The following is a 12,146-nucleotide window of genomic DNA, read 5'->3' as shown; positions in this document are numbered from 1 at the left end:
ACATGTGATCTGCCCTTTCGACCACGCCTCGTTTGGGTCTTGAACGCCCTTATCGAGGGTGAGAATGAACCAGCCCCGATTTTTTTGCAAGAATCAATGCTTTGGAGCGAATAGTTGATGTGGATAAACTGCAACAGGTCGCAAAGGGTTGGAAAAAGGAAAGGGCGCGGCCCAAGATGATGTGGCCGCGCCCTGTGGTTGAGTAGAGTGAAGGATCACTCCTTGCAGGGAATCTCGACATCGGTGTCGACGAGTACCCCGCCGCTGCGCTGCTTGGCGTAGCACTTCTTCTTTTCCACGACCACGACCTCGGGGGCCTGCACTTCCTCGACGATCCCGAGCATGGATTTGGTATCGGTTTCGACCGTGCCTTCAATGGTTTCGCTTTGATCGCGCGCCAACGAAAGGGTCAGGCGACCTGTCGATTGAGCCTGGGCTAGACGTGCCACCTGTTCCGGTGTGGCCGCGACTGTCACTGTCTGCGCGACAGTATCCGAGGAGACCTGACCTTCGTTGATGGCACTATCAACCGCAATGACTAGGACCGCGCTTTCGATCTGCCGGGTCATTCCGCCCTCGACGCCAGCGACGCTGCCGGTCCACAGGATGTCGATGTAATCGTCCGGTTTGACGAAGTTCGCGATCCCCGAATCCATACCAACGCGGATGGCAAAGGCGCGTTTGCCCTTTTCGAGTTTCGAGGTCAGGCTCGCGAGTTGGCCGGGTTCTGTCACGCGGCTGGCCAGTACGGGCTCAAACGCCTCTGTCGAGCGAATGATGTATCGCGGGCCAGTGGCGTTTTCCGGAAAGAGTGCGGCCTTGTCACGGAAGATGGACTTCGGCAGCGACTTCTCGGGCCAGTAGATCAGCTGCACATCGCCCTCGGCAAGAGCGTCGCCGTATTTCTTCGGCTTGGCGAAGACATAGACCTCGACCAGCTTACCGGCCTTGGCGTTGAAGGCCTGTTCCTGTTCCAGCGCGCCTTCTAGGCCCGCCATATAGTCCTGGATCATGTAGACGGCCATGCCGGCCAGGGCCATGCCGACGAGGAGAACCAATGCGAATACTGCTCTCATACTAACCCTCTGATAGCTGCGGGCGATCAATGGTCTTGCCGCGGCGCCCGGCACTTCTTCTAATGTGAGAAAGGCGCCCCATCAAGGCAGTGGATGGGCGCCCCGATGGGATTGATGTGCTCCCTCAGCTAGCGGGCCGGGATGTAGGAACCGGCTTCCTCGACACCGTCGCCGATGGATTCGGCCAGATTGGACACCGGCGACTTCAGCATCGGAGCTATTAACATGCCCAGCACCACGACGCCTGCGGTCAGAACCACCCAGTCGACCGTAACGGCGCCCTCTTCGTCTTTCAGCATCTTCCGCATGCGCTTCATCGATGTCCTCCCGTCACGGGCTGTGTGCTCAATCATGGATACCGTGGCAGTTGAATAAGGCGAAACTTTAGCAGATGTCGGGCACTTAGAGGGATGCGGGCACAAAATGCGGGGGAGTGTCGGCGATTGCACTTGCCGGATCGTCCATAAAGAGAAAAAGGCTGCGCTTCTTGCGAAGCGCAGCCTTTAGGTCGCTCGACCTGAACCGGATCAGCAGGTCTTGCCGTCGGTGGTCATGCAGGTTTTGGCAGCTTCGAGCTCTTTGCCGATCTGCTCGGCAACGTTCGACACGGCCGGACGGACGAAGCTGAAGATCAGCAGGCCCAAGCCGACGATCGCGGCGGTCAGAACCACCCAGTCAACGGTCACGGCGCCGGCTTCGTCCTTCAGGAAGGCGGAAATCTTGGTCATGGTCTGTCCCTTTCTAAGGTGTGCTCAACTGCATTACAACCGTTCCGATCCGACCGTCATCACCGCCGTCTTCGTTCGGTATGGGAGCATATAGCCAGTCAATCGTGGCAGGATTTGGGACTGCGCAGGGAATTTCTTAGCCAAGTATTAATATCGCGAATTATCTTATAATTTATTGATTTTTAATGATAAAAATACTGTGGCAGGGCAGGATGTAGTTGTCACCTGCGACAGGTTGGCAAAATCTGGGAAGTTTTAACCAATTGCGCCACGAATCGCCGCACGCCGATTTGCGAAGCAACCGATGGTCGCGGTCGGCTACAACTGCGAGCGCCTGGACTGGGCTCAGCCTAACGCCGGCGGGGATGAAGAGCTGCGCGGCGGGTCCGTCAAATGGCGTAGAGCATGTCCTGCCTAGGTAGACCGAGAGGCAGACCAGAAAAGAAACTGGCCGCGCTTCTTGCGAAGCGCGGCCAGCATGTCGGGGCGTCAGCCCGGACGAAATCAGCAGGTCTTGCCGTCGGTAGTCATGCAGGTTTTGGCGGCTTCGAGTTCAACGCCGATCTGCTCGGCAACGTTCGACACGGCCGGACGGACGAAGCTGAAGATCAGCAGGCCCAAGCCGACGATCGCGGCGGTCAGAACCACCCAGTCAACGGTCACGGCGCCGGCTTCGTCTTTCAGGAAGGCGGAAATCTTGGTCATGGTCAGGTCCCTTTCTAAGGTGCAGTTGTGTCTGAACCGGCACGTTGGGCTCGGAGGGGTGCCCTGTTCGTTCGGTATGAAAGAATAAAGCCCCCCAAACGTGGCAGCAGTTTGGACGAGATTCGCAGAATCTTAGTCGTTCCCAAAAATCTGCACCGCTCCGACTAAGGCACTGAAAACAAAAGAAAGAAACTTTAGGAAACCGTTCACCATTGCGTGGTAGGGCGTGGTTTTTTCGCCAATTCGGGCGGAAATGCCATGATTGGTGCGCAAAAATGCTGGCTGGCCCGGGGGGAACCTGCGATTCTTCCGGCAAAACGACAAGGCGAGCAGGCCACCAAAATGCGGAAGACTTCATGGATCGCAGCGATTCTCTGCGTGGCCGCCCCATTGGCGGCGGGCGCGGAGGAATTCAGTTTCAAGCGGGTCAGGGTGGGCGACAGCCTGCCCGGAAAGCGGATCACCGTGCAGATCGACCCGGAGGAGCAGGCGCGCTACCTGGCGGCCCTGCCGAAGGTCGACCCGAACCCTGTGCATGAGCATGAAGCGCCGAAGGCTGCGGACGATGTGATCAGCAAGCCTGGGCCGGCGCCGGCCTCCTCTTACGCCTGGTATTGGGAGAAGGTGCCTGCTGGCCTGGGCGAGGCTTCGGACCGCTTCGACCTGGCGCTGGCCACGCTGTCCGAGGGACCGAACGGCACGATCGTGGGTGCGCCGCGGCTGCAGCATATGCAGGACGTCGCGGACCAATACGGCAAGGACATCCTGCGCGCGACGCTGGACACCCGCGTTTCGCCCGCGCTGGTGCTGGCGGTGATCGGAATCGAAAGCGCTGGACGGTCCGATGCGGTCAGTTCGGCGGGAGCGGTGGGGTTGATGCAGCTGATCCCGGCCACGGCGAAACGCTTCGGGGTTACGGATTCGACCGATCCGGTGCAGAACATCAAGGGCGGGGTCGCCTATCTGGACTGGCTGTTGAAGGAGTTCGACAACGATCCGGTGATGGTGCTGGCAGCCTACAACGCGGGCGAGGGCGCGGTGCGCGGCAATGGCGGCGTGCCGCCCTATGCCGAGACGCGGGACTATGTGCCGAAGGTGCTGGCCGCCTGGCGGGTGGCGCAGGGCCTCTGCGTCAGCCAGCCGCTGCTGGTGACGGATCCTTGCGTGTTCCGGACCGATCTGGCGGGCCTTTGACGGTCAGACGAAGACGTCGGCCCAGTCGGGATGCTTCTGCGCCTGCGCCTTGACGAAGGGGCAGAGGGCGACGACCTTGAAGCCGTCCTTCCGCGCCGCATCGACCAGCGCCTGAACCAGAGCAAGGCCCGCGCCGGTGCCCCGGAAACTGTCGGGCACACCGGTGTGGTCGGCGATGATCAGGGTGGGCGTCGTGACCGAATAGGTCAGCTCAGCCTCTTCTCCCTCGCGGCGGATCACGAAGCGGCCCTTGGTTGCCCCGTGTTCGCGGGTGACGATGTGATCAGACAATCGTGGCCTCCGTCGCGGCGCGAAGCTCGGTCTCGGTGATGCCGGGGGCGAGTTCCACCAGCTTCAGCCCGCCCGGCACCACATCCAGCACGCCCAAATTGGTGATGATCCGGTCGACGACGCCCTTGCCCGTCAGAGGCAGGGTGCAGGCCTTGAGCACCTTCGATTCGCCATGCTTGGAGGTGTGGTCCATGACCACGACCACCCGGCCCACGCCCGCGACGAGGTCCATCGCGCCGCCCATGCCCTTGACCAGCTTTCCGGGGATCATCCAGTTCGCAAGGTCGCCGTTTTCCGCCACTTCCATCGCGCCGAGGATCGCCATCGCGATCTTGCCGCCGCGGATCATGGCGAAGGACTGGGCAGAATCGAAATAGGCGGTCTGCGGCAGTTCGGTGATCGTCTGCTTGCCGGCGTTGATCAGGTCGGGGTCTTCCTCGCCCTCATAAGGGAAGGGACCCATGCCCAGCATCCCGTTTTCGGATTGCAGGGTCACGCTGACGCCCTTGGGGATGTAATTCGACACCAGCGTCGGAATGCCGATGCCGAGGTTCACATAGGTGCCGTCCTGCAGCTCCTGCGCGGCGCGGGCGGCCATGCCGTTGCGGTCCCAGCCTTTGGTTTCCTCGGCCATCATGCGTTCTCCCGCTTGCGGGTGGTGCGGTTCTCGATCCGCTTCTCGTGGGCGCCGGTGACGATACGATGGACGTAGATTCCCGGCAGGTGGATCTTGTCGGGGTCCAGACTGCCGAGCGGCACGATCTCCTCGACCTCGACCACGCAGGTCTTGCCGCAGGTGGCGGCCGGGACGTTGAAGTTGCGCGCGGTCTTGCGGAAGACGAGGTTTCCGCTGGGGTCGGCCTTCCAGGCCTTGACGATGGCAAGATCGGCGACGATGCCGCGCTCAAGGATATAGGTCTTGCCGTCGAAGTCGTGATGTTCCTTGCCCTCGGCGATCACCGTGCCGACGCCGGTCGCGGTGTAGAAGCCGGGGATACCCGCGCCGCCCGCGCGCATCCGTTCGGCCAGCGTGCCCTGGGGATTGAATTCCAGCTCCAGCTCTCCGCTCAGATACTGGCGCATGAATTCGGCGTTCTCGCCCACATAGGACGAGATCATCTTCTTCACCTGCCGGGTTTCCAGAAGCTGCCCGAGGCCGAAACCATCGACGCCCGCATTGTTCGAGGCGATGGTCAGGCCCTTGGTGCCCGCCTCGCGGATGGCGGCGATCAGAAGCTCGGGGATGCCGCAGAGGCCGAAGCCGCCGGCGGCGATCAGCATGCCGTCGTGCAGGAGCCCGTCAAGGGCCGCGGCGGCGCTTGGGTAGACTTTGTTCATGGGTCGTCTCCTCCCGGTTCCGCTCATGGGAACATCGGACCGGGATGATCCTGAAAGATTGCGCCGGAGCCTGCCATCCGTAAGAATACGTATGAGGCTACGTAGAGGCGGCGATGCGCGACTATGAAAGGCTGGCCTTCCAGCACGCGCCGGATGCGACATTGATCCTGGCGGATCGGGTGATCCTGCGCGTCAGCCTTCGGGTCGAGGCGGTGTTCGGCTGGCGGCCTGCCGAGCTGGAGGGGCAGTCGATCCGGGTGCTCTATCCCGGCCAGACGGACTACGAGCTGATCGGCGAGCGCGCACGGAAAGCGATGGGGACGGCGTCGGTCTACCGCGACGAACGGTTCATGCGACGCAAGGACGGCCAGGTGGTCTGGATGGAGGGGCACGGCACGGCGCTGGACCGGGACGATCCGCAGCGACTGGCGGTCTGGACCTACCGGCCGCTGGAGACCGGAGGCACGGCGGCGGGACCGCTGACGGCGACGGAGAAGCGGATCGCGCGCTATCTGGTGAACGGCTTCACCTCGAAGGAGATCGCGCTGGCAATGGGATCGTCGCCCCGGACGGTGGAGGTGCACCGGGCGAACATGATCCGCAAGATGGGGGTCAGGAACAGCTTCGAACTGGTGAGCCGGTTGCTGGCGGCGGGCGGCCCGGGGGAAGGCTAGCCGATGCGGTGCGGGCTTTCCCCCGCTGCGGGCAGGGGCTAAGGTCCGGCCTGCCGCCCGCGTGGTGAAATGGTAGACACTGGGGACTTAAAATCCCTTGGCTGCAAGGCCGTGTCGGTTCGAGTCCGACCGCGGGCACCACCTCGCTGTCCACGCGGGACAGAGGGGCCGCACCCCATGATTTCAATGGGTTGGTTTCGGACGTTAAGCGATTGGCAAGGGTTGACCCGCCGTGAGATCGGGGCGAGCCCCGAGTGCATGGGAAAGCGACGGCCCGGGGCTTTCGCCCGGGCCGTCGGCCGGATCAGGCCCGCAGGTCGAAGCGGTCGGCTTCCATCACCTTGGTCCAGGCCGCCACGAAGTCACGCACGAACTTCTCGCGGTTGTCGTCCTGGGCATAGACCTCGGCATAGGCGCGCAGGATCGAGTTCGAGCCGAACACCAGGTCCGCCCGCGTTGCCGTCCACTTCACCGCGCCGGTCTTGCGGTCGGTCAGCTCGTAGTCGTTCGAACCTTTCGGCACCCATTTCAGGGCCATGTCGGTCAGTCCGGTGAAGAAGTCGGTGGTCAGCGCGCCGACGCGGTCGGTGAACTGGCCGTGCTTCGTGCCGCCGTGGTTGGTGCCGATCACCCGCATCCCGCCCAGAAGGCAGGTCATCTCGGGCGCGGTCAGGCCCATCAGTTGCGCCCGGTCGAGGAGAAGCTCCTCGGCGGAGACCGCATAGTCCTGCTTCAGCCAGTTGCGGAAGCCATCGGCAAGCGGCTCCAGCACAGAGAAGCTGTCGGCGTCGGTTTCCGCATCCGTCGCGTCGCCGCGTCCGGCGTGGAAGGGCACCGTCACCTCGAAGCCTGCGGCCCGCGCCGCCTGTTCCACGCCGACATTCCCCGCCAGCACGATCACGTCGGCAACCGAAGCCCCGGCCTCACGCGCGATCGGTTCCAGCACCGACAGTACGCGGGCCAGGCGGGCGGGCTCGTTGCCCTCCCAGTCCTTCTGGGGCGCGAGGCGGATGCGGGCACCATTCGCGCCGCCCCGGTGGTCGGAGCCGCGATAGGTGCGGGCCGAATCCCAGGCGGTGCTGACCATGTCGCTGATCGAGAGGCCCGAAGCCGCGATCTTCGCCTTCACCGCCGCCACGTCCCAGGCGGTGGAGCTTTCGCGGACCGGATCCTGCCAGATCAGGTCTTCCTGCGGCACCCAGGGGCCCAGGTAGCGGTCCTTCGGCCCCATGTCGCGGTGGGTCAGCTTGAACCAGGCGCGGGCGAAGCAGTCGCTGAAATAGGCGTGGTCGTCGCGGAAGCGCTCGGCGATCTTGCGATATTCCGGATCGAAGCGCATCGCCATGTCGGCGTCGGTCATCATCGGCATCCGGCGGATCGTCGGGTCTTCCACGTCGACCGGCATGTCTTCCTCGGCAATGCCGATCGGCTGCCATTGCCAGGCCCCGGCGGGGGATTTCGCCAGCCACCAGTCGTATTTGAACAGCAGGTCGAAATAGCCGTTGTCCCATTTGGTCGGATGCGTGGTCCAGGCGCCTTCGAGGCCCGAGGTCACGGTGTCGCGCCCCACGGAACGGGTGGAGTTGATCATCCAGCCGAGGCCGCCTTCCTCGATCCCGGCGCCTTCCGGTTCCGCGCCCACCAGGGCGGCGTTGCCGTTGCCATGTGCCTTGCCGACGGTGTGGCCGCCCGCGGTCAGCGCGACGGTTTCCTCGTCATTCATCGCCATGCGGGCGAAGGTCTCGCGCACGTCGCGGGCGGTGCGGGTCGGGTCGGGCTGGCCGTCGACGCCCTGCGGGTTCACGTAGATCAGGCCCATGACCACGGCGGCGAGCGGGTTTTCCAGGCTCGCGCGGTCTTCCTTGGTCGGATAGCGGCTGTCGGTCAGCCATTCCTTCTCAGAGCCCCAGTAGACATCCTTTTCGGGCGCCCAGATGTCTTCACGTCCGAAGGCGAAGCCGAACGTCTTCAGGCCCATGGATTCGTAGGCAATGGTCCCGGCCAGCGCCATCAGATCGGCCCAACTGAGGCGGTTGCCGTATTTCTTCTTGATCGGCCAGAGAAGGCGCCGCGCCTTGTCCAGGTTGGCGTTGTCGGGCCAGCTGTTCAAGGGCGCGAAGCGATGGTTGCCCGTCCCGGCACCGCCGCGGCCGTCGGCCATGCGGTAGGTCCCGGCAGCGTGCCAGCTCATGCGAATGAAGAGACCGCCGTAATGGCCCCAATCGGCGGGCCACCAGTCCTGGCTGTCGGTCATCAGCGCGATCAGGTCGCGCTTCAGGGCCTCGAAGTCCAGCTTCTTCACTTCCTCGCGGTAGTTGAACCCGGTCAGCGGGTTCACCTTGCTGTCATGCTGGTGCAGGATGTCGAGGTTCAGCGACTTCGGCCACCAGTCCATCACCGTCGTCTCGGTCGTGGTGATCGCACCGTGCAGGACCGGGCATTTGCCCGCGCTTTTCATGTCATTCCCGTCCATCTTGCTCTCCTCGTCTGGCTGAATGCGGTGACGTAAACCAAAGCCTCGCCCCGCCCCGGAGGGGCAGGCAGGCGAGTCGCCGGTCTTCGTCCTGGGTCATTGGCTAGCACCCCTAAGCGATAATAGGAATTTTCATTTTCCTATCGCCGCGATATGCAGAGCCTATGACACCACTCACCATGAAGCACCTGCGCTATTTCGACGCGCTGGCCCGGCACCGGCATTTCGGGCGGGCGGCCGAGGCCTCGTCGATCTCGCAACCGGCCCTGTCGCTGCAGGTGAAGGAGCTGGAAGAGATCCTGGGTGCGCCGCTGGTCGAGCGGGGGGCACGGCAGATCAGCCTGACGGTGCTGGGCGAGGAGGTGGCGGTCCGGGCGCGCGACGTGTTGCGCGCGGTGGATGAGCTGGGGGCGCTGGCGCGGGCCTCGGCGGGGCCCTTGTCGGGGCGGCTGCGGCTGGGCGTGATTCCGACGGTGGCGCCCTATCTGCTGCCGCGGGTGATGCGGCATCTGGCGGCGGCCTATCCCGACCTGGACCTGCGCCCGCGCGAGGCGGTGACGCCGAAACTGGTGCGCGACCTGGCCGAGGGTCGCCTGGACCTGGCGCTTCTGGCGCTGCCGGTGTCGGAGCCGTCGCTGGCCGAGACGCCCTTGTTCGACGAGGAGTTCCTGCTGGTTCGCAACCAGGGCGCGGCGCATCTGCCGGTGCCGTCCCTGGCCGACCTGCCCGCAGAGCCGCTGCTGCTTCTGGAAGAGGGGCACTGTTTCCGCGATCAGGCGATTGCGGTCTGCAAGCTGCCGCCGCGCCCGACGGGCGAGATCATGGAGGGCTCGTCGCTGTCGACGCTGGTGCAGATGGTCGGCGCCGGTATCGGGGTGACGCTGATCCCGGAGATGGCGGCGGAGGTGGAACTGCGCTCGGCCCCCGTGGTCCTGCACAAGCTGCCCGAGCCCCGGCCGAAGCGGACCATCGGGCTGGTCTGGCGGCGGTCGAACCCCCTGGCCGACCGCTATGCCGGGCTGGCCGAGGGGTTGCGCGGGGTTCTTGGGTAAACTCCTCGTGCGCCTTCGGCTTCTCGCCGCCCGCGCGCGCGCCGAGCGAGGAGTGCCGAAAGCAATCGACAAGCGGCTTGTCAGGCGCCCCAGGTGCGCTCCAGCAGCCGCAGCCAGTTGCCATGGGCGATCTTGGTGATCAGCGGCTCGCCAAGGTTCATCTCGCGCATGGCCTGGATCAGGACCGGCAGTCCTTCGACCCCGCCGATATCCTGCGGCGTGGTCGCGCCGTCGTAGTCCGAGCCGAGGCCGACGTGATCCTCTCCGGCAATCTTCAGCATGTGCTCGATGTGGCGTTTCACCGGATCGAGGGTCATGTCCGCGCCGCGGCGGCCGTCGGGGCGCAGGAAGCAGGTGGCGAAGTTGAGCCCGGCCATGCCACCGGTCTCGCCGATGGCGCGAAGCTGGCGGTCGGACAGGTTGCGGCTGGAGGCGGTGACTGCATGGGCGTTGGAATGGGTGGCGACGAGGGGGGCGTCCGACAGTTTCGCCACGTCCCAGAACCCGGCCTCGTTCAGGTGGGAAAGGTCGATCATGATGCGAAGCGCGTTGCATTCGCGGACCAGCGCCTTGCCGAGGTCGGTCAGCCCGGGGCCGGTGTCGCCGGTCGAGGGGAAGCGGAAGGGGACGCCATGGCCGAAGATGGTCGGGCGGCTCCAGACCGGGCCGAGCGAGCGCAGGCCCATGGCGTGGAAGAGGTGCAGTGCGTCGAGATCGGGGCCGATGGGCTCGGCGCCCTCGAAGTGGAGGATGCCGGCGACGGCGCCCGCGGCCATGGCGGCGCGGATGTCGGCGACGCTGCGGCACCAGCGGAAGCGGCCCTCGGAGGCGCGCTCCATCCAGAGGAGATGGCCCAGCATTTCGACCGCGACGGGTTGGGCGGCGGTATGGGGGATCAGGTCTGGCAGCGGCAGATCATAGGGCGGGTTGTCCATCAGCGCGTCGTGGTCGACGGGTTCCCCTGTCTCGGGCGAGGGGATGTAGACCGCGAAGAATCCGCCCGCGAAGCCCGAGGCCAGCATCCGCGGCAGGTCGAGATGCCCCGCACCCTCGCCCTGCAGCCAGAGCTTCGCGCGGTCAGGTCCGGCGGCGGCGATTTTCAGGACGATGTCGTTGTGGCCATCGAAGACGGGGATCTGGCTGGGCATTGCTGGGGTCCAAGTGCAGGGGTTCGGGGCCACTCTTCTGCTTTTGGCCGGGATGCGCAAGCCGGGCCGTTTCGCCGCAGGCGGCGCGGAACGGTTGACGGGCCGGGTGTCTTCAGCCATGCCAAAGGGATGGTCCGTCTGCTCCATGTCCTGCATCGGGTGGCGCTGCTTGTCGCCCTGACCGTTGCCCTGGTGGCGACGGGCTTTGCGCATCGGATACCCGACGCGCAGGACGAGGCGCTGGCTTTTGCCTTGCAGAACGGGGTCAGCCTGAGCGACTTCTGCGGAGGAGATCCCGGCAGGGCCGCGCATAGCGGGGTAGAGTGCCAAGCTTGCCAGATCAGCCACGGGGCGGACCTTCCTCCCCTGACCGGGCTGCGGATCGACCTGGACCTGGCCTTCCAGGCCGAAGTCATCGCCCCATGTGCGGCCCGGGGCTTCGCCCGCTTTGCCGATCCTGCGCATCGGCCACAAGGACCGCCCGTCGCCTGACGGCGGCGCCTGTCCTTCTCGCCGACGCCCCCATCCTAGCCGCTGGCTGACAACGCAGGTCCTGTTGTCTTGCAGCCTGCAGGCCGTCCCTTTTTCTTTCCAACCGGAGCAAACCTATGAAACGCATCCTGACTTTCGCAGCCGCGCTGCTGCTGGCCGGTCCCGCCCTTGCCCATGAGGTGATGGTGGGCGACCTCGAGATCATCCACGCCAATATCCCGCAGCCTGCCAAGTCGGCCAAGGCCGCCGGGGGGTTCCTGGCGATCAGCAACAACGGGACCGAGGCCGACCGGCTGATCGGGGTCGAGGCCGACTTTGCCGCCAAGGCGGAAACCCATGAAAGCAAGGTCGACGAGAATGGCATCGGCACGATGGAGCATGTCGATTTCATCGAAATCCCGCCCGGCGAGACGGTGAACCTGGAGCATGGTGGTTATCACATCATGTTCATGGGGCTGACCGGTGAGTTGAAGGAAGGCGAGATGCGCAAGGTCACGCTGATCTTCGAACATGCGGGCCGGGCCGAGGTGGAGTTCATGATCGACCCGCCGATGGGCGAGGGGATGGAAGGGATGGACCATTCCAAGATGGACGGGATGGAGATGGGCGAAGGCTCGGGCGGCTGAGGCCCGGTGCAAGCCTCCGGCGCGGGGCCGACCCGCGCCGGATTTACCCTGCGGCAAAGCTGCGCTACACCCCGGGCGAGAGCTTGAGGCAGGACGGACATGCAGGGATTTCAGATGGAGCCGAAGCACGCCCGCTATGATGTGGTGATCATCGGCGGGGCGATCATGGGGTCGTCGACCGCGTGGTGGCTGACGCAGATGGGCTTTGCGGGCCGGGTGCTGGTGGTCGAGCGCGATCCGACCTACGAGCAGGCCGCGACCACGCTGAGTTTTTCCTGCATCCGGCAGCAGTTTTCGACCGAGCTGAACATCCGCATCTCGCAGTTCGGGGCCGATTTCGTGCAGTCGC

General features: G+C 64.6%; 15 protein-coding genes and 1 tRNA gene. 7 read left to right on the top strand and 9 right to left on the bottom strand.

Features of this window, described 5'->3' with window-relative positions:
- Positions 1-215: 215 nt before the first annotated feature.
- The 4 genes from cpaB to V7Q39_RS14305 all read right to left on the bottom strand — a co-directional run bounded on the left by cpaB (position 216) and on the right by V7Q39_RS14305 (position 2,509).
- Positions 216-1,076: a Flp pilus assembly protein CpaB gene (cpaB, locus tag V7Q39_RS14320; protein ID WP_333817277.1), complete on the bottom strand. Its 861-nt coding sequence runs from the start codon at positions 1,074-1,076 to the stop codon at positions 216-218.
- Between the two features lie 128 nt (positions 1,077-1,204).
- Entirely contained in the window at positions 1,205-1,375 is a 171-nt protein-coding gene (locus V7Q39_RS14315; RefSeq protein WP_333817276.1) for a hypothetical protein, read from the bottom strand.
- A 228-nt stretch (positions 1,376-1,603) separates the two neighbouring features.
- A complete protein-coding gene (locus V7Q39_RS14310; RefSeq protein ID WP_333817275.1) occupies positions 1,604-1,804 on the bottom strand; it encodes a hypothetical protein in 201 nt (66 codons plus the stop codon).
- Positions 1,805-2,308: 504 nt separating this feature from the next.
- Positions 2,309-2,509 (bottom strand): hypothetical protein, encoded by a 201-nt coding sequence (locus V7Q39_RS14305; RefSeq protein WP_333817274.1) that lies wholly within the window; start codon positions 2,507-2,509, stop codon positions 2,309-2,311.
- A gap of 342 nt (positions 2,510-2,851) precedes the next feature.
- Between V7Q39_RS14305 and V7Q39_RS14300 the strand changes: the two genes are divergently transcribed.
- Positions 2,852-3,703, top strand: coding sequence for a lytic transglycosylase domain-containing protein (locus tag V7Q39_RS14300; RefSeq protein WP_333817273.1), 852 nt, complete (start codon positions 2,852-2,854; stop codon positions 3,701-3,703).
- A gap of 3 nt (positions 3,704-3,706) precedes the next feature.
- On the opposite strand, the gene V7Q39_RS14295 is transcribed toward V7Q39_RS14300, so the two are convergent.
- The 3 genes from V7Q39_RS14295 to V7Q39_RS14285 are packed head-to-tail and all read right to left on the bottom strand — an operon-like array spanning position 3,707 to position 5,332.
- Positions 3,707-3,994 (bottom strand): GNAT family N-acetyltransferase, encoded by a 288-nt coding sequence (locus V7Q39_RS14295; RefSeq protein ID WP_333817272.1) that lies wholly within the window; start codon positions 3,992-3,994, stop codon positions 3,707-3,709.
- Positions 3,987-4,628 (bottom strand): 3-oxoacid CoA-transferase subunit B, encoded by a 642-nt coding sequence (locus V7Q39_RS14290; protein ID WP_333817271.1) that lies wholly within the window; start codon positions 4,626-4,628, stop codon positions 3,987-3,989. Before V7Q39_RS14290 ends, V7Q39_RS14295 begins: the two co-directional genes overlap by 8 nt.
- Positions 4,628-5,332 carry a CoA transferase subunit A gene (locus V7Q39_RS14285; protein WP_333817270.1) on the bottom strand — a complete coding sequence of 235 codons (705 nt, stop codon included), beginning with the start codon at positions 5,330-5,332 and terminating at the stop codon, positions 4,628-4,630. Before V7Q39_RS14285 ends, V7Q39_RS14290 begins: the two co-directional genes overlap by 1 nt.
- 113 nt (positions 5,333-5,445) lie before the next feature.
- On the opposite strand from V7Q39_RS14285, the gene V7Q39_RS14280 reads away from it, so the two are divergent.
- Positions 5,446-6,006, top strand: coding sequence for a LuxR C-terminal-related transcriptional regulator (locus tag V7Q39_RS14280; RefSeq protein WP_333817269.1), 561 nt, complete (start codon positions 5,446-5,448; stop codon positions 6,004-6,006).
- Between the two features lie 55 nt (positions 6,007-6,061).
- Positions 6,062-6,147 (top strand) — tRNA-Leu (locus V7Q39_RS14275).
- A gap of 163 nt (positions 6,148-6,310) precedes the next feature.
- Here V7Q39_RS14275 and katG read toward each other — a convergent pair.
- Positions 6,311-8,479 (bottom strand): catalase/peroxidase HPI, encoded by a 2,169-nt coding sequence (gene katG / locus V7Q39_RS14270; protein WP_333817267.1) that lies wholly within the window; start codon positions 8,477-8,479, stop codon positions 6,311-6,313.
- 164 nt (positions 8,480-8,643) lie between these two features.
- Between katG and V7Q39_RS14265 the strand changes: the two genes are divergently transcribed.
- A complete protein-coding gene (locus V7Q39_RS14265; RefSeq protein ID WP_333817266.1) occupies positions 8,644-9,531 on the top strand; it encodes a hydrogen peroxide-inducible genes activator in 888 nt (295 codons plus the stop codon).
- A gap of 80 nt (positions 9,532-9,611) precedes the next feature.
- Here the strand turns inward: V7Q39_RS14265 and V7Q39_RS14260 are convergent, their stop codons facing one another.
- A complete protein-coding gene (locus V7Q39_RS14260; protein ID WP_333817265.1) occupies positions 9,612-10,679 on the bottom strand; it encodes a dipeptidase in 1,068 nt (355 codons plus the stop codon).
- Positions 10,680-10,808: 129 nt separating this feature from the next.
- Between V7Q39_RS14260 and V7Q39_RS14255 the strand changes: the two genes are divergently transcribed.
- The 3 genes from V7Q39_RS14255 to V7Q39_RS14245 form a co-directional block, all read left to right on the top strand.
- On the top strand, positions 10,809-11,171 hold the full coding sequence (locus V7Q39_RS14255) for a hypothetical protein (protein ID WP_333817264.1): 363 nt from the start codon (positions 10,809-10,811) through the stop codon (positions 11,169-11,171).
- A gap of 116 nt (positions 11,172-11,287) precedes the next feature.
- On the top strand, positions 11,288-11,797 hold the full coding sequence (locus V7Q39_RS14250) for a copper chaperone PCu(A)C (protein WP_333817263.1): 510 nt from the start codon (positions 11,288-11,290) through the stop codon (positions 11,795-11,797).
- Between the two features lie 114 nt (positions 11,798-11,911).
- A partial coding sequence (locus V7Q39_RS14245) for an FAD-dependent oxidoreductase (protein ID WP_333817278.1) occupies positions 11,912-12,146 on the top strand: 235 nt, incomplete at its 3' end.

This window comes from Tabrizicola sp., from assembly GCF_036781545.1.
Classification (GTDB): domain Bacteria; phylum Pseudomonadota; class Alphaproteobacteria; order Rhodobacterales; family Rhodobacteraceae; genus Tabrizicola.
The sequence above is the reverse complement of the archived record's forward strand: the minus strand, read 5'-3'. Positions and strand labels throughout refer to the sequence as shown.

What these genes read in the sequence shown, in the direction of transcription:
- V7Q39_RS14315 (WP_333817276.1), bottom strand. Translation starts at nt 1,375, where the DNA reads ATGCTGAAAGACGAAGAGGGCGCCGTTACGGTCGACTGGGTGGTTCTG.
- V7Q39_RS14280 (WP_333817269.1), top strand. Translation starts at nt 5,446, where the DNA reads ATGCGCGACTATGAAAGGCTGGCCTTCCAGCACGCGCCGGATGCGACA.
- V7Q39_RS14300 (WP_333817273.1), top strand. Translation starts at nt 2,852, where the DNA reads ATGCGGAAGACTTCATGGATCGCAGCGATTCTCTGCGTGGCCGCCCCA.
- V7Q39_RS14255 (WP_333817264.1), top strand. Translation starts at nt 10,809, where the DNA reads ATGGTCCGTCTGCTCCATGTCCTGCATCGGGTGGCGCTGCTTGTCGCC.
- V7Q39_RS14310 (WP_333817275.1), bottom strand. Translation starts at nt 1,804, where the DNA reads ATGACCAAGATTTCCGCCTTCCTGAAGGACGAAGCCGGCGCCGTGACC.
- V7Q39_RS14290 (WP_333817271.1), bottom strand. Translation starts at nt 4,628, where the DNA reads ATGGCCGAGGAAACCAAAGGCTGGGACCGCAACGGCATGGCCGCCCGC.
- katG (WP_333817267.1), bottom strand. Translation starts at nt 8,479, where the DNA reads ATGGACGGGAATGACATGAAAAGCGCGGGCAAATGCCCGGTCCTGCAC.
- V7Q39_RS14260 (WP_333817265.1), bottom strand. Translation starts at nt 10,679, where the DNA reads ATGCCCAGCCAGATCCCCGTCTTCGATGGCCACAACGACATCGTCCTG.
- V7Q39_RS14265 (WP_333817266.1), top strand. Translation starts at nt 8,644, where the DNA reads ATGACACCACTCACCATGAAGCACCTGCGCTATTTCGACGCGCTGGCC.
- cpaB (WP_333817277.1), bottom strand. Translation starts at nt 1,076, where the DNA reads ATGAGAGCAGTATTCGCATTGGTTCTCCTCGTCGGCATGGCCCTGGCC.
- V7Q39_RS14285 (WP_333817270.1), bottom strand. Translation starts at nt 5,332, where the DNA reads ATGAACAAAGTCTACCCAAGCGCCGCCGCGGCCCTTGACGGGCTCCTG.
- V7Q39_RS14250 (WP_333817263.1), top strand. Translation starts at nt 11,288, where the DNA reads ATGAAACGCATCCTGACTTTCGCAGCCGCGCTGCTGCTGGCCGGTCCC.
- V7Q39_RS14305 (WP_333817274.1), bottom strand. Translation starts at nt 2,509, where the DNA reads ATGACCAAGATTTCCGCCTTCCTGAAAGACGAAGCCGGCGCCGTGACC.